Origin of the sequence: Robbsia andropogonis (genome assembly GCF_000970345.1) — a bacterium.
Taxonomy (GTDB): domain Bacteria; phylum Pseudomonadota; class Gammaproteobacteria; order Burkholderiales; family Burkholderiaceae; genus Robbsia; species Robbsia andropogonis.
In genome coordinates this window covers 24756-47027 of record NZ_LAQU01000001.1, presented here as the reverse complement: position 1 = coordinate 47027, position 22272 = coordinate 24756, and the positions used below count along the sequence as shown (strand labels likewise).

Below are 22272 nucleotides of genomic sequence, written 5' to 3'. Positions count from 1 at the left end.
GGACCGATTATGAGCACACCATCTCTCAACGCCGGGCATCCGGCGAATGCGGGCCTGTCACACGCAAGCGACGGCCCGGTGGCCGACCTTGGCGTATTACGCTTCATCACCGCCGGCAGCGTCGACGACGGCAAGAGCACGTTGATCGGCCGGCTGCTGTACGACAGCCGCGCGGTGCTGAGCGATCAGCTCGGTGCGCTGGCCCGCGCGAAGAACAAGCGGACGGTCGGCGACGAAATCGACCTCGCGCAACTGACGGACGGCCTGGAGGCTGAGCGCGAGCAAGGCATTACGATCGATGTCGCTTACCGCTATTTTGCGACTGGTCGTCGCAAGTTCATCATTGCCGATACGCCGGGGCACGAACAATACACGCGCAACATGGTCACGGGCGCGTCTACGGCCCACGCGGCCATTGTCCTGATCGATGCCACGCGCGTGACATTCGATGGCGACACGACCACCTTGCTGGCCCAGACCAAGCGACATAGCGCGATTGTCAAGTTACTCGGCATCCAGCACGTGATCGTCGCTGTCAACAAGATGGATCTCGTTGACTATAGCGAAAGTGTCTTCGACAAGATCCGGGAAGCCTACGCCGCGCTGGCACGGCGCCTCGGCCTGCGGAACGTGCGATTTGTCCCGGTATCGGCATTGAAGGGCGACAACGTCGTGACCCCGAGTGAACAGATGCCGTGGTATGGCGATGGTCCGCTGTTGTCGACGCTCGAACTACTGCCGGTGGCGCAACGGCTTGGCGCATTGCGTTTCCCGGTGCAATGGGTTGCGCGGCAAGACGGTTCCCAAGCGGATGACTTCCGCGGCTATATGGGGCGAATTGAATCCGGGGGGCTGAGCGTCGGGCAAAAGGTTCGCGTGTTGCCGGGGGGCATCGAGGCCGAGATCGCCGAATTGATCGCACCGGTGCCGGGCGGTACGGCGGCGGTACGGCAGGCGCATGCCGGGCAATGTGTCACGGTCCGGCTGACCGCCGATGTCGACGTGTCGCGCGGCGACATGTTCGTGGAGGCGTCGAGCACGGCGGATGCGGCGCAACAGCAGGGCAGCGGTATTGTCGCGCGCAAGCTCGAGGCCGATATCTGCTGGCTGGGGGAGGAACCATTGTCGCCGCTGCGCAAGTATCTGCTGAAGCACACGACGGCAACCGTATTCGCACGCGTGTCGGCGGTCAAGCATACGCTCGATGTCCATACCTTGGACCATACCCTTTCGGACAATAGCGGCGCCGCGGTCACGGTGAAGATGAATGATATCGGCGCGATCTCGTTGAATCTGCAAAAACCGATCGTCTGTGATACCTACGACAGCAATCCGGCGACGGGAGCGTTCGTGTTGATTGACGAAGCGACGTATCATACGGTTGCTGCCGGAATGATTCGGCAATACAGTGCCTGATTGCCTCGCTGCCCGGACCCTTTGAATGTGGAAGTGCGACGCGGTGTATAGAGGCAAGGCGGCATGCAATCCACACGCATCGTCCGGGAACATGGGCGGCGTAATGCGGCAAAGGATCCCCGGCAGGGGGAAAAGATGACAGCAAAGGTTTATCTGATTGGTGCGGGACCAGGCGCTGCCGACTTGATTACGGTCCGGGGTGCGCGCTTGCTGGCGCGTGCGTCTGTGGTGCTGCATGACGCGTTGGTCGAACCGGACATGCTGGCACTCGCACCGAATGCGCGTCTGATCGCCGTCGGCAAACGCTGCGGCAGGCATTCGAGTGCGCAGCATTTCATCAACAAGCAGTTGGTGGATGCGGCACAAGCGCAGGATGACGAGCAAGTGGTCGTGCGGCTGAAAGGCGGCGACCCCATGCTGTTTGGTCGCGCCGATGAGGAAATGCGGGCGCTTGAGGCCGCCGGTATCGATTATGACGTCGTGCCGGGTGTAACCGCGTCACTGGCCAGCGCAGCCAGCCTGAAGCGTTCGCTGACGTTGCGCGGCGTCGCCCGCAGCGTGGTGTTGGCCACGCGCAGCCGTGCCGCCGATTCGGATGAGATCCAACGTCGTGCCGATGCGGATTCGCTAGTGTATTACATGGGTCGGGATCAGGCCCCGGACATCGCACGGGAAATGATCGAAGCGGGGCGAGATGCCGCCACGCCAGCGGTCGTGGTTGAAGCGTGCTCGACGAACCGCGAGCGTAGCATTACCGTCACCCTCCGCGCGCTGGCGGACGGCGCGCTGGCTGATTGGTTCGACGCGTCGCAGCCCTGTACATTGCTGATTGGCGACGCGTTTCGGCAGAGGGCGATACGGGCCGAGGCGCCGGCTTCAGCCGAAGCATCGGCTGCGTCCAAACACGAACAGGGCGTGGCTGCCTAAGCGCGGGTGCCGGCGGCCAGGCGATTGCGAGGCGGCGCGCACATACCCTCGCTACGCCCGTAGCGCGTATGCTGCGAGCGCGTCCAGCACCGCGTCATCCTCGCCTGCCGCCTGGGTGCAGAGGAGGGTCACGTTGGGCCGCGTCAGTCTGCATTGATCCAGCAGCACGGGCAAATCCCGACGTAAATGGGCGCCCTGGCCGAAAAACACCGGCACGACCTTGATCGTATCGCACCCTTCGGCGACCAGTGCGTCAATCGCGCCCCCCAAATCCGGAGACATCAATTCCAGAAAGGCCAGTGATACCGGTGGTGCATCGGGCACGCCGCGCAACCGCTGCGCCAGGCGCTCGAAAGGCACCGCCCAACGCGGGTCGCGTGCGCCATGACCAAACAAGATGATACCGGGGCGTGACATCAGTTTCGATTCATCCATTTAAGGCCGACCATCCCCATCACCAAATAGATCAGCGAGGGCAGCGCCGCCGTCAGAGGCGCCGGCCAGGTATTCAGGTTGCCGATATGGGAGAACAGCGTGTTGATCAACTGGAAGCTCATACCCAGCATGATGCCGCCGAAAACCTTCATCCCGACGACACCGGCACGGCTGTGCAGATAGGCAAAGGGCAGGGACAGCGTTAGCATCACGAATACCGCGAACGGATAGAAGATTTTCCGCCATAGTGCGGTAAGGTAGCGCTGGGCATCCTGGCTGTTTTCGCGCAAATGGCTGATATACGACGATAGCGCATAAATCGACATCTGGTCTGGCGGTACCAGCAGCACCGCCAGAATGCGCGGCGTCAGTTCGGAGCGCATCAACATTTCTGGCTGCACCTTCTCGGTCGCCCGGTACAGTGGATCGAGGGAATTCAGATCCGCCACTGGCTCATCCGTGAGCCGTTGCAGGTCCATTTCCGTTACGTCATGCAGCTGCCATTGGTTTGGCGGAACGAACGTCCCGCTCTTTGCCTCGCGGATGCTGTTCAGCCGGTATTGCGAGTCGAATTCATAGATCTTGACCGCGCTGATCGATGAATCCGAATTCAATTTGCCAACATTGACGAAACGCGTGACGCTGGCCTGGTCGTTCGCCGCGCCCTTCGTATTGGCCGTCACCGTGTCCTTCAGCCAGACGCCCGATTTGAAGCCGGATGAGACCGACGAGCCCAGCGCACCCAAACGAACTTGCTCGGCCAATTGATTGGCGTAGGGGCCGACGAATTCCCCTATCACGAACGTGACCAGGAGCAGCGGTACACCGATCTTCATCAGCGTGCCGAGCGCGCGACGCGGCGATAGTCCGGCGGCGCGCAAGATGGTGAATTCGGACGTTCCTGCCATCTGGGCTAAGACATAAATGGCGCTGATCAGGACCGCGACCGGGATAATCTCGTAGAAATGCGACGGCTGCTGCAACGCAACCGTCAGCATCGCATACGCAAAACTGTAATTTCCCTTGCCGACCGAATCAAGTTGGCTGATCAAGTCAAAAAAGAAGAACAGCCCTGAAAACGCGAACAGGATGAAAACAAAGGTCAGGTAGATCTGCTTCCCGATGTATCGTTCGTAGGTACGTAACATTTATTTTGCCCGCCGCAGCCGAAGAGTGAAGAGGGGGCGGTTTTGAATCCGGCGCCACAACAGGAAGGAGGCCAGGCAAGCCACGATGATATGGAGTGCCAGCAGGCCGAATGCGAACGAGATCTTGCGCTGCTCTATCCAGTTTTGCATCAGGTTCTGCAGGTTCGAGTACGTCAGGTACACGAGAACGGCGAACACCATATTAATGGTGCGCCCGCGCCGCGGATTCTGATAGGCCAGCGGGATGGCAAGCAGCATCAGGGTGATGCCGGTCATCGGCAACCCAAGCCGCCAGGCCAGTTCTGCCAAGTTATCCGGCGAGGGGTTTTGCAGAAGCGCCAACGACGGCGTGCCGCGCGTGGATTGCGTGTCCACGGTCGGTTTGTCGTCCATTTTTACCCCGTAGCGTTTGAACTCGACTACGCGGAAATTGGCATGTCCGGGCTCGCCGTCGTATCGGCGGCCATTTTCCAGGACGACAAAGCGATCGCCGTTCGGTTGGGTCTCGATCTGTCCTTGCTTCGACACGACGACGAACAATTTTCCGTTCTCGGTGCTGGTGACGAAGACGTTCTGCACCTGGGCTTGATCGGCGGAGAGTTTTTCGACGAAAAACACCCGGTGATTGGTGGCCGACTCGCGAAACTGTCCGGCCAGGATCAACGAGAGATCGTCGCGCTGCTGGAAGCGCGCGGTAATCTTCTGTTGCTCGTTACTGGCCCAGGGCCACGCCACCAAGGAGCAAAACGCAATGGCAACGATGATCGGCGCCGAGAACATCGCGACCGGCGGTATCAGTGCCGTCAGGCTCAGTCCGGATGCCTGCCACACAACCATCTCGGAATCCCGATACCAGCGCGTCAGCACGACCAGGATGGAGACGAAAAGGGTGACGATCATCATCACGGCGAGGTAGCCGACCATTGTCAGGCCGATCAATACCAGGACGTCGTGAGGGTCGATCTTGCCGACGGCGGCCGATCCGATCACCCGGATCATCATTGTCGTCAGCATGATGGTCACCAGCACCATGAAGACGGCGCCGGCGGTTGCCGCGAGTTCACGCTGCAGTGAACGTTGAAAAATCATGTTGTCAGAATGAGAGAGCGCCGGAAACACGCGATCCGCTCAGCAGGATAGCGCGAAGGAGGTCCTGATAGCGCTGGCGGACTTGTTTCGACGCATTACACGCATCACGTTAGCGGGTTCCGTACACCGCGTCAGGGGAGCATGACGCGCAGGCCTGGAACACGTTCAACTGCCGCTCGCTGCCGTTAGGCGGAAAATAGCGGATAATCGCGCTTGAACTGTCACCAGGAATGAGCGCGATGGACTTTAGCATAAAAGCCTTCGGATGGACCAAGACGGCCGGCACCGCCGACGGCGTTACGGGTACAAAGACCGATTGTATCGTGGTCGGCGTATTCGAGGCGACCGGTCATGCTGCTTTGAGCCCAGCCGCCGCGTATGTCGATGCCGCGACTGACGGCCTGTTGGCGCGCTTGCTGAAGACCGGGGACATGGAAGGCCGCGTCGGTGCGACGTTGCTGTTGCACTGCGACGCCGAGGGGCCCGCGCCGCGCGTGCTGGCGGTGGGCCTTGGCAAGCCGGACGCCTTTGGCGCCAAAGCCTATTTGGAGGCGACCCGCGCCGTCGGCCGTGCCTTGGCGTCGGCCAAGGCCGCGCACGTCTTGCACACGCTGGCGCAACTGCCCGTGCCGGAGCGCGACGCGGCATGGGCGCTGCGCACGGCGATCGTCAGCCTGCGCGAGGCCAGCTATCGCTTTGCCGGTCGTCGGTCGCGTGCCGACGCACCCCCCGCGCGAACGCTTAAGAAAGTGCTGTTCAGCGTCAACGCCGGTGAGGACAAGACCCTGAGGACGGCGCTCCAGGCGGGTGTGGCGTTGTCTAACGGGATGGACCTGACTCGCGATCTCGGCAATGAAGCCCCGAATTTCTGCACGCCGCGCTTTCTGGCCGACACCGCGCGCAAGCTGGCGCACGATTGGAAGCTGAAGGTCGAGGTGCTGGAGCGCAAGCAGATCGAGGCGCTGCGCATGGGTTCGTTCCTGTCCGTGGCCAAGGCGTCCGTCGAGCCGCCACAATTCATCGTGCTTCGTCATAACGGCGGCGGTGCGAAGGATGCCCCAGTGGTGCTGGTGGGGAAGGGGATCACGTTCGATACGGGCGGCATCTCGTTGAAGCCGGGCGAGGCGATGGACGAGATGAAATACGACATGTGCGGTGCCGGCACCGTGCTTGGCACGATGCGCGCCGTTGCCGAGATGAAGCTGAAGCTGAATGTCGTCGGCATCATTCCGACCTGCGAGAACATGCCCGGTGGCAATGCGCTGAAGCCGGGTGACATCGTCACCAGCATGTCGGGTCAGACGATCGAGGTGTTGAACACAGACGCCGAAGGGCGCTTGATCCTGTGCGATGCGCTGACCTACGCCGAGCGCTTCAAGCCGGCCGCCGTGGTCGACATCGCCACGCTGACGGGTGCCTGCATCATCGCACTCGGCCACCACAACTCCGGCCTGTACGCGACCGACGACGCGCTGGCGGCGCAATTGCTGGACGCGTCCAAGATCGCCGCGGACGCCGCATGGCGGATGCCGCTCGACGATGCCTACCAGGACCAGTTGAAGTCGAATTTCGCGGACATGGCGAATATCGGCGGCCGTCCTGCCGGCAGCGTGACGGCGGCATGCTTCCTGGCACGCTTCGCGAAGGCGTATCCATGGGCGCATCTGGATATTGCCGGTACGGCATGGAAGAGCGGTGCGGCAAAGGGCGCGACTGGCCGTCCGGTTCCGCTACTGGTGCAATTCCTGTGCGAACGGGCGGACGGACCCGCAACCACGTTGGTGGACGAGGCGGCGAAAGCAGGCAAGCCCGCTGCCCGGAAAGCTGGCACCACGCGTGTCACCGGCGCCGGACCGGCGGCGCGCAAGGCGCCTGGGCGCAAGCCCGCCGTCAAGGCCGCGAGCGCGGCCTGAGCGCCATGTTGTTCGCGGAACGTCTCCGTAACCACCGCCGCGCGTACATCGTCGGGGCCGGCTTATGACGCGTATCGATTTTCACACCGGGGTGCCGGACCAGATTGGCTATGCCTGTCGGCTGGTGCGCAAGGCGTACGGGGCCGGTCAACAGATTGTCGTCGTAGCGGAGCCGGGCACGCTGGCGGCGTTTGATACGGCCTTGTGGACGTTCTCGCCATTGGACTTCATTCCACATTGTGGCGTGGACAGTCCACTGGCGGCGCAGACGCCGGTGGTGTTGAGCACGGAGCCTGCCAGGGCACCACATCATGCAGTGCTCGTGAATTTGGGTGCGGCCGTGCCCGATGACTTCGCGCGTTTCGAGCGCTTGCTGGAGATCGTGGGTGCGGCGCCGGAAGCCGTGACCGCCGGCCGTGATCGATACCGCTTCTATCGTGACCGTGGCTACCCGTTGACCAATCACGTCGCCGCGTGATTCGTTGGCGGATGGCGGGAAAGGGCGACGCCGAAAGCCGGTGGGCCTTCCCTTCTATTTAGCGTGGCCCGGTCCCAATGGTCTGCCAGCCAACGCCCCCTTCTTGTAGTGACTTTAGTTCCGCGCGCGCACGTTGTGACTCCAGTTCGATAAATCGCGCACGATTGGCGAGCGTGATACCGAACTGTGTCGGGACCGTCCCATCAGGAGTGCGATAAAAAAGGGGTACACCGAGTTCGCTCTCGAGGCGACTCAAACTCTTTGATAGTGCTGGCTGGGTGATGCATAACGCCAGTGCCGCGGAGGTCATTGTGCGATGCTCCAAAACCGCTAAAAAGCATCGAAGCAGGTTCGTGTTCAGCATTGCACGCACCTCCCCGGATAACGCTTAGAATTTATGCACGATACCCGCGATGAATGCGGTCAAGTTTCCACCTGCCTTGACGGGAATGCCTGCACCGGAAGCGTCATTCATAGAGAACGTAGCGGCACTGTGATTGCGAATTTCGGAAACCCCTGCGTATAGGCCGGTTCGCCTCGACAGACGATAGTCATAACGCACCGCATAGGATGAGGCATCACCGCTACTCCCAGCGCTCAGGCGATACTGTCCCACGCTGACCAAAACCGTCCCATGGGCTATATCTCGGACAAGGAAATTAACCTCGTAGAAATCGTGGTTGGGATTTGCATAGGTGCTATTGACTGCCGCGGTGACGCCAGTGGCATTGCGGTGCATTTGATACAGCGCGGCCGCCTTGACGCGTCCCCAGTCGTAAGACGCCGCGAAAAGATAGTAACGTCCGGTTGCCACCGGGCTGTTCTGGGTCACAACGGCGGTTTGTGCAAAGCGCTGCTGCAGATAGTCCGCGTCTGCTGAAAAATTGCCATGTACGTAATTGACGCCGGCAGACAAGGTATCGCCTAGCGAGGGCGGTTGGCCGGCGGTGCCATTTGTGCCACGCGCGTACAGCAACCTCACCAATGCCCCACCAATCGGTGCGCTAACGAAGCGCACCGAGTTTGCAGTTCTGGCAGAGGGTACAAACGCAAAATTATTGGTGGCATTACCCCATCCAAGGGTATTCAGCTCCCCCATCGAATAGTTTACGTAGGTAGTGAAAAGCGGGGTGTAGTTGTTGCCCAACTGCACCTGACCGAATTTCCCCCGTAAGCCGACCCACGCTTCCCGATTGAATTCCGCACCGTTGCCGGCAATCGTCCCGTTATTGGTATTAAAGCCATTTTCCAGCCGGAAGACCGCAGACAAGCCACCTCCCAGATCTTCGCTGCCCTGCAAGCCCCAGCGAGATGGCGCGACGCCACTTGAATCCAGCCGCGTTGTGGTTGTTCCTCCAGTACGCCCCACCTGGATGGCGGCGTCGATGATGCCATACAAGGTGACGTTCGATTGCGCGTAAGACATCGATGCCCAGGCACTCGCCGCCAGCGCTACAGCTAACTTCAATCTTTTCACAATGGTCCCCACAGTCGAGCCTGAAGCTCAGGTTTTTATAGAAGTGTCTGCGGAGCGTAATGAAAATTAAAGATATACAAAATAGGAGGAAACTATTATTCCTGTACAAAAAGTAGAAAATGTAGCGAAACGCACACTGCGGGTAAACCTGCGTGGTGCGAGTTCATCGCGGTCATTTACGAGCAAGGCATGGCGATCCGATGCAAAGCCTGCAAGCGCTCGCAACAAGGCGCATACGCGCATTTGATTGATATGTGGACGCACGCGAGGCAAGTGCGGTCCGGCCTTTTGGAGGCCGGCATCGCGATCGAGAAAGCGAGCGGTGGCTTTCACTGGAAATGCCACGTGATGAAGGTAACCGTGCAACAGGTGTTTGGCGGCGCTACGAGGCAGCCAGGCGGAAAGTACGGAAGAGGATGGAAGTTGCCGAGGTCTTAATCGGAGACAGTCGCGCCTTCTCCGGGAAAAAGTTCGGCGTCCGCGAGAATGATCTCGGCAGTGGTTTCGTAATGCGCCCTCAACAATCCAACGACCCTATCCACATCGCCTTCGACGAGCGCATCGAGCATGGCTTTGTGTTCTTCCCGCTCGTGCCGTTTTGGATAGACACGCCGGACGGCAAGCTGGCGATAACGATACAGTTGATCGCCCAACTGGTCGCAGAAATTGATTAGCCAGCGCGATCCGCAACCACTGATCAGGCATCGATGAAAAGCACGATGCAGCCGCTCCCACTCGGGATTTTCCTGGTATTCCACTTCAGAAAGAGACCGTACCACCTTCGACAATCGGTGATAAGCCAATACCACTTGCTCCTCCCATTCTGGAGAGTTCGCGGCAAACCCTTCGCGGATCGCGATTTCTTCCAACCAGCATCGCGTTTTCGTTATCTCTCGAAGATCGGCTGCGCTGACACCGGCCACGACAAAGCCCCTCCGGTCACGCCGTTCCACCAAGCCGTCGGATGTCAGGCGATTCAACGCCTCCCGGATCGGCGTCTGCCCTGATTGGTACTGCTCGCTGAGGTTCTCTATTTCCAACTTCCTGCCAGGCGTCAATTTGCCGTCGAGCAAATCGGCTCGCATCCGATCATAGAGATTGGTTGCCAGGGTAGCAAAAGACGGTGTCGTTTGGCCTTGCGCTGCACCTGCAGGCTGCGGCAAAGAAGGAGAAGACATGGCTGACCTGGAGAGGAACAAGAACGATCCGAATAATTTCGTAAGGACAAGTATAGCTTATCAGGGAAGAGGGGCGAATAGCGCCAAAACACGGGTTTTCCCTATTTTATATACAAAATCATATGAACTACAATTTTGTATATCTTGAGAGATGCAAGACCGATTGCAACGTGGAGTAGGACATGCCCGCTTTAACGCTTACCTTGGCAAGCAAGATTACCGACGCGGCCATTGCCGCCGCGCGCATGCAAAAGTTTGCGCCCATGGCGGTGGTTGTGGTGGACGCCGCCGGTCATGTGGTGACGCTTCAAAGGGAAGATGGCGCGACGATGATCCGCGTTGACATTGCGCTTGGAAAGGCCTGGACAAGTGCTGCAATGAGCGTGCCGACGCGGGATCTGGTGGGGCGCGCCAAAGACAATCCAGGCTTCTTCAATGCGCTGATGGCGACAGGCAAGGGGAAGTTTATTCCGCAGACCGGTGCCGTGCTCATTAAAGATGGCGACGGTGCGATTATCGGCGCGGTAGGCGCCAGTGGCGGTACAGGCGACCAGGATGAGCAGATCTGCTTGACTGCCCTGGCGGAAGTCCTTGACGGAGCGCATTGATATGCAAGGACGCCCGCTAGCGGCCCAATGTCGGTGTGCGATGGGCGGCGTGGATATCCACACCCATTTCGTGCCGTCGGATTTCCCCGCTTATATCGGAACAAAGATTCCCGTTGACTGGCCGTCGATGGCGCCCGCGGACGCCTGTCATCGGCACGTCATGATCAAGGAGAAGGTCTATCGGACCGTGTCCGACCTTTGCTGGGATGGTGAGAAACGGCGTCTTGATATGGACGCACAGGGTATTGGCCTTCAGGCCGTTTCTCCCATGCCCGAGCTATTGTCTTACTGGATGGATAAAAACGACGCTCAGGTCCTGTCACGCTATCTGAATGATCAGATCGGCGACATGGTGGCTGCAAGCGACGGACGCATGATCGGATTGGGCACCATACCGTTGCAGGATGTTGATCTGGCCATTCGCGAACTGACCCATCTCATGCGGAGTAATGTATTTGCGGGTGTAGAGGTGGGAAGTAATGTGAACGGCGTACCTATCGGCGACTTGCGATTTGCGCCTTTTTTTGAAGCGGCGGAAGCGTTGGGTGCGGCGGTTTTCGTGCATGCGCTCAAACCCACCGGGCAAGACCGATTGATCGGGCCTAAACCTTTGCTGCAGGCCCTGGCCTATCCTACCGACGTCGGCTTGGCGGCAGCATCGGTTATCTGCACCAATGTATTGACGAAATTTCCGAAACTACGCATCGCGTTTAGCCACGGCGGAGGAACGTTGGGCTCGCTTCTTCCGCGATTAGATCAGGCGTATCGCGTATTCGGAGTCTTGAATGACAGCATGCATACGGCGCCTGCTGTTCAGGCGCGCCAATTTTTTTACGACACGCTTGTTTTTGACGATGCGACGTTGCGCCATTTGATCGACCTGTTTGGTTCGACGCAGTTAATGATCGGCACGGACTACCCCTTCGCTTTCCGCGAAAACGACCCGCGTGCGCGGGTTGAAGCCGCGAGTGCCGACCAGCATCTACGCGATCTTCTTCTATATCGCAATGCTGAAATATTCCTTGGTCTTCATGCTGGGAGCGAGATATGACCTATCCGTTTGTTACCGCCTTGCGCGGTATTGACATTGGTGTGCCGGATATATCGGCGGCCACGCGTTTCTATACCGAGACATGGCATCTGGATGTCGTTGCGCAGACCGACGACGTTGTGTACCTCCGTGGTACGGGCCCTGCACATCACATACTCTCGCTGCATCGTGCGCCACGTTCGGAAGTACGGGCGGTCGTTTTTAATGTTGCGTCGTTGGAAGCGTTGTCGGAGCTGGCACGAACGATCCCCGAGTCCGGCGGAACGATCTTGGCGGGTCCGTCGGACGTAACCGGTCCGGAAAAGGGACGCGAACTCGTGGCAGCCGATCCGCAAGGACGCATCCTGCGTTTCGTGTATGGCGATATCCGGCATACCGATATCGATGCGGTGAAAGACCGTCCCGTCAAAATCACGCACGTCGTACTCAACAGCGAAAACGTCGCCGTCGCGCAGCAGTTTTTTGAGAAAGCATTGGGTTTTCGTCTATCTGATCGCACGCGAATCATGGCGTTCATGCGATGCAGTACGGACCATCACAGCATCGCGCTTGCCGACTCGCAAGAGAACAGTCTGAATCACATTGCCTTCCTGATGCCTGATCTGGATTCCGTGATGCGTGGCGGCGGACGCATGCGTGATGCCGGCTATCCCATCGAATGGGGTGTCGGGCGACACGGGCCGGGTAACAACGCATTCGCCTATTTTCTGGGGCCGTTTGATTTCGTCATCGAATATACCGCCGAGGTCGAGCAGGTTGACGATAGCTACAAGACAGGTGGCCCGGACGACTGGACATGGCCGCCAGGGCGAATTGATCAATGGGGCATTGGACAGCCGCCGTCGGCCCGCTTGAAAACAGCCCAAAAGACGATTTTTTTCGCGCGATAACGCGCACCGCCTGGTGAATTGCCGCCGTGCGTTGGCCAGGTTCCATCACTGAAGAGCATCGCGAAAAAGAGGGAAATGCACCATGAAGCTGCTGACATTCAAATCGAACGACGGATACCGTCTGGGTGTATTGGACGGTGATGAGGTCATTGATCTTGCTCGGTTCGATAGCACAGTGCCTGCCGATTTGCGCCAGGCATTGCTCGCTGGCGTTGACCTCGTCGCTGCCGCGAAGCGCGCTGTCGCCTCGGCCGCTGATCATCGCGTGCCGTACGGTTCAGTGAAGTTGGGTCCCGCGATCCCGGCGCCAGGCAAGGTGGTGTGTCTGGGTCATAATTTCTATGATCACGCCAAGGAAGGCGGCAACGATAAGCCGGTTTATCCCCTGATCTTCTTCCGCGGCGCCAGCTCGTTGATCGCGCACGGCGATCCGATCATTCGTCCGCAAGTCTCCGACAAGCTGGATTACGAAGCCGAAGTCATGGTAGTCATCGGCAAGCGTGCGCGTCATGTCAAGCGCGAAGATGCGTTAAGCCATGTTTTCGGTTACGCCTGCTTCAATGACGCATCGGTGCGTGACTATCAAAAGCGTACATCGCAATGGACGATTGGCAAGAATTTCGATAACACGGGAGCGTTTGGTCCCTATGTGGTGACAGCGGATGAACTGCCGCTTGGCGCGGAAGGTCTCGCGGTCGAACTGAGGTTGAATGGCGAAGTGATGCAACGCGCGAGTACGTCCGACATGATCTGGGGCGTCGCGGAAACAATCGAGCTGCTAACCGAATGTCTGACACTGGAACCCGGTGATGTGATTGCCATGGGAACGCCGGCAGGCGTGGGCTGGGCTCGCAAACCTCCGGTCTTTATGAAGGACGGAGACCGTGTTGAAGTCGAAGTCGAACGAATCGGCCTTCTGCAGAACAATGTGCAGGATGAAAGCCTGGCCCGGTGAAAGAAATGAATGCCCATTATGACGTTTTGATTGTCGGATTCGGTCCTTCCGGCGCGGTGGCGGCGAATCTGCTGGGTGCGGCTGGTCTGAGAATTCTTTGCATCGACGCTAGCCGGACGGTTTATGAAAAACCGCGTGCCATTGCGGTCGATCATGAAATCATGCGTGTTTTTCAGGAGATCGGCATTGTGGACGAGATCGCGGAGCATATCGCAGTCTTTCCACCGTCGGAGTTTTATGGCGTTGATGGGCAATTGATCAAACGTATCCATCAAGTTCCGGAGCCCTATCCATTAGGTTATATCCCCACGATGGTCTTCACGCAGCCGCCCGTCGAAGCTGCGTTGAGAGCGCATGCGGCGAAAAAGCCGAATGTCGAGATCGCCCTGGGGACTCGGCTGGTCGAATTTGATCGCGGGCAGGATGCCGCCATTGACCACGCGGGCGACGACGTTGGCACTCGCCCTGGCACAGCAAGCGGTGGCCGAACGCATGAAAAAATCACCGCGCATTTACGAGACGATACCGGGGTCGAGCGCACGGTGACGGCGGAGTACATGATCGGTTGCGATGGCGCATCCAGCACGGTCCGGAATCAATTGGGCATTCGCTACGAAGATCTGGTCTTTGACGAACCCTGGCTTGTCATCGACATGATGGTCAATGAATCGGGGCTGGCAAAACTACCTTCGACGGCGGTCCAATACTGTGAGCCGAGCCGTCCTGCGACGTACATCGTCGGGCCGGGTCGTCATCGTCGTTGGGAGATCATGCTGCAAGAGGATGAGGATCCGAAACACATGCAGCAAGAGGCACAGGTGTGGCAGTTGCTATCCCGGTGGCTGGCGCCTGAAGACGGCGTACTGTGGCGTGCGGCCAGCTACCGATTCCATGCGCTGGTGGCGAAGGAATGGCGTAAGGGCAATGTCTTTATCGCCGGTGATGCAGCGCATCAGCAGCCGCCCTTTATTGGTCAGGGCATGTGCCAGGGCGTACGGGACGTGGTCAACCTGTGCTGGAAGCTCAAGCAGGTCATTCGAGGCGAGGCACGAGATACCTTGCTGGATTCCTATCAGATCGAGCGCAGTACGCATGTTCGAACGCTCACTTCGCGGATCAAGGCGTTGGGGCAGGTTATTTGCGAACGTGATCTTGAAAAAGCCCGCCTAAGGGATGCGAGGCTGCTGGAAGAAGCGGGAGGGGTGATCAAGACGGTGACGCGTCAGGAAATCGTGCCACCGCTGCAAGCTGGCCTGCTATCAACGACGGATCACTTGGCGAACGGCACCTTGTTCCCGCAACCGCGTATCCGGCACGAAGGCAAGACGGCACTTTTTGACACGGTGATTGGGGACGGATGGCGGGTGGTGCTTGCGAACGATGAACCATTGCCGGCGTCACTGCGTACGTTGCTCTCGCAAAGGCATATTCGAATCGCGCAAGTATGCAAGGAACGTGAAAAGGTATCGGTCGAGGTGGAGGGTGAAACGCGTCGCGTCGTTGAGCTGGATCGTGTCTTGGAAAACTGGTTTGCCAAGCATGCCTGCACTGCGGCGATTGTACGCCCTGACCACTACGTTTATGGCGTTGCCGAGCATCCGAACGAACTGGTACCCATGCTTGAAGCGCTGTCATCCGTTATGTAGTTAGCCTTTCACGAGCGGCGCGCAGACGCCGCGAGAGGAACCGCTCCCGAGGAGGAGACAAATGGCTTTAATCAACGCGCGCGAAGAGCTTGCTCAAGCGCCCATAGGTGTCTTTCACTACAAGTTTGCAATACTTGTAGCCTTCATCATGTTTTTCGATGGCTATGATCTTTTCAATGCCGCGTATGTCATTCCGCTGGTACGCCAAACATGGCATCCGTCCGCGACATTGATCGGCATCATGTTATCGAGCGGCATTGCCGGTTTATCGATCGGATCCGTATTGCAAGGACTGCTTTCGGACCGATTTGGTCGCCGCAAGATCATGATCCTGGCGCTGTGGCTGCTTACTGTAGCAAGCCTTATACTCGCCACGATGGTAAGCGGTGCAATCGAGTTTGCCATTGCGCGACTCGTTTTAGGCACGGCGCTGGGGATGGTTACCCCGCTGGCCTTGACGTGCATCAATGAATGGGCGCCGCGCAAACAAGCGAATACCTATGCCACGTGGGTTTTTCAGTTTGGCTTTTCGGCTGGCGGCATTTTTGCAGGCATTGCCGGCATCACCTTGACGCATCGGTTCGGTTGGCAGTCTCTTTATTATATCGGGGGATTGTCGGCACTGGTCGCGCTCGCCGCAACGGCTTGGCTGCCAGAGTCGATTCAGTATCTGCTGCTTCACAACAATCCAGAGCGCGTGCGTAAATGGCTGACTATCGCGAGGCCGGATCGTAAGGATTCTTACGCCAATGCGGAGTTCTCGGTTATTAATCCTATTAGCCGGATTGGCTCGATTACGGATTTGCTGTCTCCGCTATATCGCCGCAATACTATCGTCCATTGGCTCGTGGGGTTTCTGAGTCTCTTTTGTATCCATGGGCTAACGGGCTGGCTCCCGTCTCTGGTGATTGCAAGTGGCGCCGGGGTGAACTCCGCATTCGGTTACGGCACGCTGACGATGATCGCTTCCGTGTTCGGCGGTATCGGCATGGGATGGCTTGCCGATCGCTTGGGAAGCCGTATCCGCGCCATGATTATTGGCTATGTGATGGCTGCGGTGTCAATGGGTGCTCTAGGTTTTGCGTTGGGCCACGGCTTTGTCCTGCCAATGGTGGCGGCCACGGGGTTCTTCATTTTCGGTGCGCAGGCCGTGTTGAATAACTATCAGGCCATGAGCTATCGCACGGAAGTCCGCGGCACCGGGATGGGGGTTGCCGTGGGGTTGAATCGCGTCGGCGGTATTCTCGGCCCTGTGATCGTTGGTGCGATCGCGACGTTTAATTCGAGTGCGTGGATCACCTTCGCCGTATTTGCTCTCGCGCTATTGCTGGCTGCCATTATCATCTCATTGGGCAAAATTGAAATTGCCTCGCTGCCTTCCGATCAGATGGCCGTGGCGGCGAAAGCAGTCGCAAGCACTGATGCGACGCAGTCGACGGAACGCCACGACGCTACACCCGGTTGGAGAGCGGGTCATTAATTGAAGAAGTAGATAATTGCGGACGGGCGCCCAGGGTTGAGGTTGGCTGTGAACGGCGCTTGGTTTTTGAATGCGCTACGGCCTTTCGTTGTCAAGACCTCGTTATGAACACAAGACCTATTCCTAACGTCGCAGAGGCAATCAGCGCCGCCGCGCAGTAATACACCAGTGGCAAGCTCTGCTGTCCTAAACTTATCGGAAGCGAAAACGCGAAAAGAGCCGCGCCTTGCGTCAGCATATTCGCGGTGCCGCGCGAATGGCCAAGTGATGCCTGAGGCGCGAGTATTAGAAATCGCGCTTCTCCTCTCATTCGCACGATGGAAAAGGCGATACCTAACAGCCAATGTATCGCTGCCAAAAGCACCAACATTGTTGTAACTGGAACCAAAGCTAACAATACAGCCATTGCAAAAAGAACCGTGAGGTCAACAAAAACTGACGTCGAAGAACGTGACTGGCGGGCCGCAAGCCACGTGCTCGCTATTATCGAACCAACCGACCACGCAATTTCCAGCAACGAATATGACCATGCCTCGTTTCCACGTACAGCAACTCACGCTGCCTTTTGCATAGCCTCGTAATCGCACGGCCTGCAATATTCAATCGACGAATGGATGCGTTGACGATTGTAGAAGCCTTCAATCCAATCCACTACATCCAGCTTTGCTTGCCCCCGTGTTTCGTATCGATGTCGCGACGTTTGCTCCACTTTTAACGTCTTGAAGAAGCTTTCCATCGCCGCATTGTCCCACGCGTTTGCTCGCCGACTCATCGACATCGTTGCGCTAACTCCCGATAACGCCAGCTTGCGTAGTGGCTCCCGCTATCGGAATGCAGAATCAGCCCCGCACCGGGACGACGCTGCCAGTATGCCGCACGCAGCGCATTGCAAACAAGCTCGGCGTCGATATGCTCGGACATCGACCAGCCGACTATCCTCCGACTTCCCAAGTCCAATACAGCGGCCAGATATAACCAGCCCTCGCTTGTGGGCAGGTACGTTATGTCCGTTGCCCAAGCCTGATTCATATCCCAACCATCAAATCGGCGTGCCAGTACATTAGGTGCCACGGGCAGCCGGTGGGCCGAGTCCGTCGTTACTTTCCATGCTCTCTTGTACACGGGCCTTCGCCCCTGACGCACAAGGCTTCTACGCACTCGCTCAGCACTCGTTTTTATGCCGCTTGCGGCCAGCTCTTTCACCAGCCTGGGGCGACCGTAGGTGACGCGACTTCTCGCGTGTAGCGCCGCTATTTTCGCATCCAGCGCGGCACGTCGCCGTGCGCTTTTACTAGGCGCTCGCACACGCCATTGGCAGTATCCGCTGCGCGAGACGCTCAACACCCGACATAGCCGGCTGACATCGTATTGGTCGCGGTTAGCGTCGATCCATGCATACTTCACCGCGACCCCTTCGCGAAGCATGCCGTCGCTTTTGAGAGGATCTCCACATCGAGTTTCGCGCTCGCCAACTCTTTGCCAAGCCGACTGATCTCGGCTTCCAGTTCCGATACACCTGGCTTGGCGCGACTCGCCAGCGTTGGTATGCTAGTCCCTGACGCAGCCCCTGCACGCTGCTGCTGACGCGCCCAGTTGCCGATCGTCGCAACCGGTACCCCAAGGCGACGCGCCGCCTCGTTATGCCCGACAGAATTTGCCAGCCTTACCGCTTGCGTTCGGAACTCCTCCGTGTAGCGACGATTCGGTACAGTCTTTTCGCCCATCTCGACCTCCGTTCAACAGATTATCTAACGTTTCTGCTGTACGTCGTTTCGAGGCAAGGTCAGACTTATGGTTGATTGCTGTTACTGAAGCGGCGTTTGCAGTGGGATTACTGGTGGGTAGCCTGTCACTGGTCAAGTGCGCCAACCATCGCCGGGGCCGACCAAACGTGGTGTTCGGAGGATTCCTGCTGGTGGGGTTCACCATGTCTGCCTGCGGCATCTTTAGCGATTTCTTCCACACCGAGCCGCGGTGGTTCGCCAGCGTGACGGTACTGCTGCTGTTCATCGGCGGTATCGGTCTGGTCATGGTCACAGTCAATACGTCCACCGTGCGGATGCTGGCCACACCAGACCATTACAGAAACCGGATTGGTTCGGCGACGTCTTTCATCTCCGGGATGGTCATTCCGTTTGGGACCTTGGTTGTTGGCGCGTTTTCAGGGGTGTTAGGCGTGAGCTACGCCATGGCGGTCCTGGGCCTGCTCATTATCCTGGCCGTTGTCCCGTGCATGTTCAGCGCGGTGCTGGTGCAGGTTCTGGGCATGCGTGATGAGCAGATAAAGAACGTCTACAAGGACTTTTACCCTGATGCTTTCCCGGGGACTGAAGGAGGTAACGATTAGTGACTGCCTCGACCGCCGCACCCATCACCGTAAACAACGCTCCGACGGTTCCCGCTTCTTTTTGGGATCACTTTGTTCGCCTCGCGCAAGACAAATCGCAGCCGGTGGTAATCGAGAAGGGCGCACTCGAACTGTTGATGCTAGAGGACGTTTTTCAACTGGCGAAAAACGTCGTTGCTTCGCAAGAGTAGGCATGTTCAGCCACGGCACTGCCTGAGACTTCTGTGAAAGCCCGATCAAGGTTTTGATGGCGTCAAAAGGCGGGCAGCACAGCGGTCCAGTACCGTCTTCAAGTCGCTGTACGAGGTTGCGCTGCCGATGCAAAGCGGCACTTTTGCTACCCCATCACCCCAGCAGCGCTGCCGCGATCTGCTGCGTAGGCACATCGGCCGCTAGCAGCAACCGCAGCAATACCCGCGCTTTTTGCGGGTTCAACCGTCCGGCGGGTAGCCCTTCCGCATGCGGCGTTACATGTCCGCCGCCGGTTCGTGTGGTGCGTACCACCGGCACGCCGGCATCGATCAATGCCGCTACGCGCGGCTTCCAGGTGTTTGGCAGCGAGCCGTTCCCCACGCAGGCAATCACCAAGCCAGCCGCGCCGCCTTGGACAGCCGCATCGATAAGATCGGTGCTCATGCCTTGATGGCCATAGAGAATGTCGACGCGCGGCAGTGGCGGCAATGCGTCGAGGTTAAAGGTCACCAGACCGGCCGGCCGCGCCGCTTCAAAGAAGAAGTGAGGGCGCAGGCCGATAAAGTAGCCGAGATACCCCGCCTCGCCACCATCGAAGGCGTCGGTCTGGTTCGCGTGCCGCTTGGTCGTATAGAACGCCGAGCCAATGCGGTCGGCCAGCACGATCATCGGTCCTCGTCCTGCGGCGTGAGGACTGGCAGCCAATGATACGCCCTGCAGCAGGTTCATTGGTCCGTCGGCGCTGACCGCTGTAGCAGGACGCATGGCGCCCACCAATACCACCGGTTTTGGTGATCGCACCGTCAATGCAAGCAAGAAGGCCGTCTCCTCTAGCGTGTCCGTGCCATGCGTGATGACCACGCCGTCCAGCTCCGGATCGGCCAATGCGCCATCAATCCGTTGCACGAGCTGCGTCAACTGCGCATCGCCGAGGTCCTTGCTGGACACATTGGCGAATTGCTCATAGCTGACGTTCGCCACGTCTGCCAGCTCCGGAATGGTTTCCAGCAGCGTGTCGATGCCCACGCCAACCGTGTAGCTGGCGGTTTCGGTGGCCGATGCGGCGCTGCTGGCGATGGTCCCACCGGTCGCGAGCACCAGCACGGCGGCACGACGCGACGGTGATGATGCCAACGCACTGTCGCTTTCTATGGCCGGTGGCATGTCGGCGGGGTAGGTCGCTGGCTTCTTGGACGCTGTGGCGCGCGAAGTCCGGCGCGGAACGGAAGGCTGCGCCGGCATGGCGATCCGGGTCGGCGCATTTGACGCCAGCACCGTCGATACGGCGTCACCGGTCACCTTCTTCTTGCCACTGCGTGTGGACGGGGCCTTGACGTCGTGCTTTCGATCCTTCGCTTTCTTGGCTTTCTTCTTCTTTGATGACATAAGTGGTTCCGATTGCCCGCCTTGCAAGCCCGCATCCTCGTCAGGCATGGTGATGGCGCGTTCGATGAATGCGTCGACAGCGTTGGGATGCAGATGGCCCCGTATTACCCAAATGCCGACCGCCCGGTTGCCGCGATCGACACGGAGGGCCGAATCGCGATCATATTGCCACGTCGTACCCCGGGCCATGCCGCCTTTAAGCCAGCGCCAGCGCTGCGGCGTTACGAATGAACGGCTGCAGCGCGCCAGAGTAATCACTGGTCAACCCATAGTCCAGTGCAATTTTTCGCGCATCCATTGGACGAGCATTTACGCGCGATCGATATCGACCGCTCATTGCCCCTCGGCCCTGGCGTCTGCATGTCTTGTCTGTCGCGCTTGGATAGCGCGATGTCCTTTCGCGTGTTCCCGGTCGCGGATACCCCGCCGGATCGCCGACGGGGAACGTGCCGCATGCGTTCGACCGCCCTGGATGAGGGTTTTATGACATCATAACGGGCTATTATCGGGTGCCCGGGATGTGATTCCGTCGAAATTGCGTCAAAAGCGGACAATTGCAAGGTGTTGTCGGCTGAACGTCAGCAATAAGGCGGCGCTTGCCGAGCCATCCATCTCATCGATGCCACCCCGGACACGATTCTTACCCTGACGAAGGCTGCTATGCTGCTTCATCCTGATTTCAATCCAATCGCGATCCAGCTCGGGCCGTTGGCAATCCGCTGGTATGGCCTGATGTACTTGCTGGCGTTCGTCCTCGGCGTGGTCGTGTTGCGGCTTCGTCTGAAGCAGCCGCAAATAGCGTCCCAGGGATGGGATAAGCGCGACATCGACGATCTGCTGTTCTATGCAGTGTTGGGAGTGATCCTCGGCGGCCGGATCGGCTATATCTTGTTCTACAAGGCTGATTATTATTTCGCGAACCCCGCCGCGATTTTTCGGGTGTGGGAGGGCGGCATGTCATTCCACGGTGGGTTCCTTGGCGTTGCCCTGGCCATGTGGTTGTTCAGCCGGAGCCGGAAGCGCCCGCTGCTGCAAGTGACCGATTATTTGGCGCCGGCCGTGCCACTTGGCATTGCGGCGGGGCGTTTCGGCAATTTCATCAACGGTGAGCTATGGGGGCGGGTGACAAGCCCGTCCTTGCCATGGGGCATGATGTTCCCGCAGGCAGCGGGGGAAGATCGTCAATGGATGATGACCCACGCGGCCGAGGCGGCAGCGAAAGGGCTGAACGCGGTCTATCCGATCCACGGCTTGCTGCCGCGTCATCCCTCCGAATTGTACGAAATGGCGCTGGAAGGCTTTATCCTGTTTGCCGTCATGTGGCTGTTCTCACGCAAGCCGCGCCCCATGGGCGCGGTGACTGGCGTGTTCATCGTCGGTTATGGCATTGCACGGTGCCTGGTCGAGTTCACGCGCCAACCGGATGATTTCCTCGGATTGCTGGCACTTGGTCTGTCCATGGGGCAGTGGTTGTCCATCCCGATGATCTTGTTCGGTATCGGCATGATCATCTGGGCTTTCAAACGAAATAAGCCCCTTCCTGCGGGTCAGTCCGTTTAAGCGGGCAGCGGGGAGCGCGATGCTCCACCGCATCGGCTGACGTGACCATTGTGGAATGGGCGCTGCTGGTCAAGGGCCTGGCGTTTCACCGCGCAG

The 22272-nt window shown here is 58.7% G+C and carries 19 protein-coding genes and 2 pseudogenes; 13 read left to right on the top strand and 8 right to left on the bottom strand.

Going from position 1 to position 22272, the window contains the following annotated elements:
- The first annotated feature begins 9 nt into the window (after positions 1-9).
- Positions 10-1416, top strand: coding sequence for a sulfate adenylyltransferase subunit 1 (locus WM40_RS00215; RefSeq protein ID WP_082102340.1), 1407 nt, complete (start codon positions 10-12; stop codon positions 1414-1416).
- A 135-nt stretch (positions 1417-1551) separates the two neighbouring features.
- Positions 1552-2343: a uroporphyrinogen-III C-methyltransferase gene (gene cobA / locus WM40_RS00210; RefSeq protein WP_036008722.1), complete on the top strand. Its 792-nt coding sequence runs from the start codon at positions 1552-1554 to the stop codon at positions 2341-2343.
- 51 nt (positions 2344-2394) lie between these two features.
- Here cobA and WM40_RS00205 read toward each other — a convergent pair whose 3' ends face one another.
- Genes WM40_RS00205 through lptF form a run of 3 tightly spaced genes read right to left on the bottom strand, consistent with a single transcriptional unit; the run spans position 2395 to position 5015 of the window.
- The gene (locus tag WM40_RS00205) at positions 2395-2760 is read right to left on the bottom strand and encodes a sirohydrochlorin chelatase (RefSeq protein WP_046151957.1); all 366 of its coding nucleotides are present in this window, start codon (positions 2758-2760) and stop codon (positions 2395-2397) included.
- On the bottom strand, positions 2760-3926 hold the full coding sequence (gene lptG / locus WM40_RS00200; RefSeq protein ID WP_024902682.1) for an LPS export ABC transporter permease LptG: 1167 nt from the start codon (positions 3924-3926) through the stop codon (positions 2760-2762). Before lptG ends, WM40_RS00205 begins: the two co-directional genes overlap by 1 nt.
- Positions 3927-5015 carry an LPS export ABC transporter permease LptF gene (gene lptF / locus WM40_RS00195; protein WP_024902683.1) on the bottom strand — a complete coding sequence of 363 codons (1089 nt, stop codon included), beginning with the start codon at positions 5013-5015 and terminating at the stop codon, positions 3927-3929.
- A gap of 239 nt (positions 5016-5254) precedes the next feature.
- On the opposite strand from lptF, the pseudogene WM40_RS00190 reads away from it, so the two are divergent.
- Together WM40_RS00190 and WM40_RS00185 are read left to right on the top strand one after the other, a co-directional pair.
- A pseudogene (locus WM40_RS00190) lies at positions 5255-6775 on the top strand (leucyl aminopeptidase); the annotation flags it as partial.
- Positions 6776-6992: 217 nt separating this feature from the next.
- Positions 6993-7406: a DNA polymerase III subunit chi gene (locus WM40_RS00185; RefSeq protein ID WP_024902685.1), complete on the top strand. Its 414-nt coding sequence runs from the start codon at positions 6993-6995 to the stop codon at positions 7404-7406.
- A gap of 58 nt (positions 7407-7464) precedes the next feature.
- On the opposite strand, the gene WM40_RS00180 is transcribed toward WM40_RS00185, so the two are convergent.
- From WM40_RS00180 to WM40_RS00165, 3 genes are all read right to left on the bottom strand, one after another.
- On the bottom strand, positions 7465-7770 hold the full coding sequence (locus WM40_RS00180; RefSeq protein ID WP_024902686.1) for a LysR family transcriptional regulator: 306 nt from the start codon (positions 7768-7770) through the stop codon (positions 7465-7467).
- Positions 7771-7794: 24 nt separating this feature from the next.
- Positions 7795-8883, bottom strand: coding sequence for a porin (locus WM40_RS00175; RefSeq protein WP_236693325.1), 1089 nt, complete (start codon positions 8881-8883; stop codon positions 7795-7797).
- A gap of 434 nt (positions 8884-9317) precedes the next feature.
- Positions 9318-10061 (bottom strand): GntR family transcriptional regulator, encoded by a 744-nt coding sequence (locus tag WM40_RS00165; protein ID WP_036008655.1) that lies wholly within the window; start codon positions 10059-10061, stop codon positions 9318-9320.
- 182 nt (positions 10062-10243) lie between these two features.
- Here WM40_RS00165 and WM40_RS00160 point away from each other — a divergent pair, with 182 nt between their 5' ends.
- The 6 genes from WM40_RS00160 (at position 10244) to WM40_RS00135 (ending at position 16691) form a co-directional block, all read left to right on the top strand.
- Positions 10244-10669: a GlcG/HbpS family heme-binding protein gene (locus WM40_RS00160; protein ID WP_024902690.1), complete on the top strand. Its 426-nt coding sequence runs from the start codon at positions 10244-10246 to the stop codon at positions 10667-10669.
- A gap of 1 nt (position 10670) precedes the next feature.
- The gene (locus tag WM40_RS00155) at positions 10671-11720 is read left to right on the top strand and encodes an amidohydrolase family protein (RefSeq protein ID WP_046151843.1); all 1050 of its coding nucleotides are present in this window, start codon (positions 10671-10673) and stop codon (positions 11718-11720) included.
- Positions 11717-12610, top strand: a complete 894-nt coding sequence (locus tag WM40_RS00150) for a VOC family protein (protein WP_046151842.1) — start codon at positions 11717-11719, stop codon at positions 12608-12610. Before WM40_RS00155 ends, WM40_RS00150 begins: the two co-directional genes overlap by 4 nt.
- 82 nt (positions 12611-12692) lie before the next feature.
- Entirely contained in the window at positions 12693-13565 is an 873-nt protein-coding gene (locus WM40_RS00145) for a fumarylacetoacetate hydrolase family protein (protein WP_024902693.1), read from the top strand.
- Between the two features lie 5 nt (positions 13566-13570).
- The gene (locus tag WM40_RS00140; RefSeq protein ID WP_036008660.1) at positions 13571-15211 is read left to right on the top strand and encodes a bifunctional 3-(3-hydroxy-phenyl)propionate/3-hydroxycinnamic acid hydroxylase; all 1641 of its coding nucleotides are present in this window, start codon (positions 13571-13573) and stop codon (positions 15209-15211) included.
- A gap of 61 nt (positions 15212-15272) precedes the next feature.
- A complete protein-coding gene (locus tag WM40_RS00135; protein ID WP_046151841.1) occupies positions 15273-16691 on the top strand; it encodes an MFS transporter in 1419 nt (472 codons plus the stop codon).
- A gap of 553 nt (positions 16692-17244) precedes the next feature.
- Here WM40_RS00135 and WM40_RS00125 read toward each other — a convergent pair.
- Positions 17245-18415 (bottom strand): annotated as a pseudogene (locus WM40_RS00125) (IS3 family transposase).
- Between the two features lie 71 nt (positions 18416-18486).
- Between WM40_RS00125 and WM40_RS00115 the strand changes: the two are divergent.
- Positions 18487-19038 (top strand): MFS transporter, encoded by a 552-nt coding sequence (locus WM40_RS00115; protein WP_046151838.1) that lies wholly within the window; start codon positions 18487-18489, stop codon positions 19036-19038.
- On the top strand, positions 19038-19229 hold the full coding sequence (locus tag WM40_RS00110; RefSeq protein WP_024902701.1) for a hypothetical protein: 192 nt from the start codon (positions 19038-19040) through the stop codon (positions 19227-19229). Before WM40_RS00115 ends, WM40_RS00110 begins: the two co-directional genes overlap by 1 nt.
- 154 nt (positions 19230-19383) lie before the next feature.
- Here the strand turns inward: WM40_RS00110 and WM40_RS00105 are convergent, their stop codons facing one another.
- Positions 19384-20805 (bottom strand): asparaginase, encoded by a 1422-nt coding sequence (locus tag WM40_RS00105; RefSeq protein WP_236693324.1) that lies wholly within the window; start codon positions 20803-20805, stop codon positions 19384-19386.
- A 471-nt stretch (positions 20806-21276) separates the two neighbouring features.
- Between WM40_RS00105 and lgt the strand changes: the two genes are divergently transcribed.
- Complete coding sequence (gene lgt / locus WM40_RS00095) at positions 21277-22176, top strand: prolipoprotein diacylglyceryl transferase (protein ID WP_024902703.1); 900 nt, start codon at positions 21277-21279, stop codon at positions 22174-22176.
- The last annotated feature ends 96 nt before the right edge of the window (positions 22177-22272 follow it).

Coding starts and splice junctions, on each gene's coding strand:
- WM40_RS00215 (WP_082102340.1), top strand. CDS start 10: ATGAGCACACCATCTCTCAACGCCGGGCATCCGGCGAATGCGGGCCTG.
- cobA (WP_036008722.1), top strand. CDS start 1,552: ATGACAGCAAAGGTTTATCTGATTGGTGCGGGACCAGGCGCTGCCGAC.
- WM40_RS00205 (WP_046151957.1), bottom strand. CDS start 2,760: ATGTCACGCCCCGGTATCATCTTGTTTGGTCATGGCGCACGCGACCCG.
- lptG (WP_024902682.1), bottom strand. CDS start 3,926: ATGTTACGTACCTACGAACGATACATCGGGAAGCAGATCTACCTGACC.
- lptF (WP_024902683.1), bottom strand. CDS start 5,015: ATGATTTTTCAACGTTCACTGCAGCGTGAACTCGCGGCAACCGCCGGC.
- WM40_RS00185 (WP_024902685.1), top strand. CDS start 6,993: ATGACGCGTATCGATTTTCACACCGGGGTGCCGGACCAGATTGGCTAT.
- WM40_RS00180 (WP_024902686.1), bottom strand. CDS start 7,770: ATGCTGAACACGAACCTGCTTCGATGCTTTTTAGCGGTTTTGGAGCAT.
- WM40_RS00165 (WP_036008655.1), bottom strand. CDS start 10,061: ATGTCTTCTCCTTCTTTGCCGCAGCCTGCAGGTGCAGCGCAAGGCCAA.
- WM40_RS00160 (WP_024902690.1), top strand. CDS start 10,244: ATGCCCGCTTTAACGCTTACCTTGGCAAGCAAGATTACCGACGCGGCC.
- WM40_RS00155 (WP_046151843.1), top strand. CDS start 10,671: ATGCAAGGACGCCCGCTAGCGGCCCAATGTCGGTGTGCGATGGGCGGC.
- WM40_RS00150 (WP_046151842.1), top strand. CDS start 11,717: ATGACCTATCCGTTTGTTACCGCCTTGCGCGGTATTGACATTGGTGTG.
- WM40_RS00145 (WP_024902693.1), top strand. CDS start 12,693: ATGAAGCTGCTGACATTCAAATCGAACGACGGATACCGTCTGGGTGTA.
- WM40_RS00140 (WP_036008660.1), top strand. CDS start 13,571: ATGAATGCCCATTATGACGTTTTGATTGTCGGATTCGGTCCTTCCGGC.
- WM40_RS00135 (WP_046151841.1), top strand. CDS start 15,273: ATGGCTTTAATCAACGCGCGCGAAGAGCTTGCTCAAGCGCCCATAGGT.
- WM40_RS00105 (WP_236693324.1), bottom strand. CDS start 20,805: ATGGCCCGGGGTACGACGTGGCAATATGATCGCGATTCGGCCCTCCGT.
- lgt (WP_024902703.1), top strand. CDS start 21,277: ATGCTGCTTCATCCTGATTTCAATCCAATCGCGATCCAGCTCGGGCCG.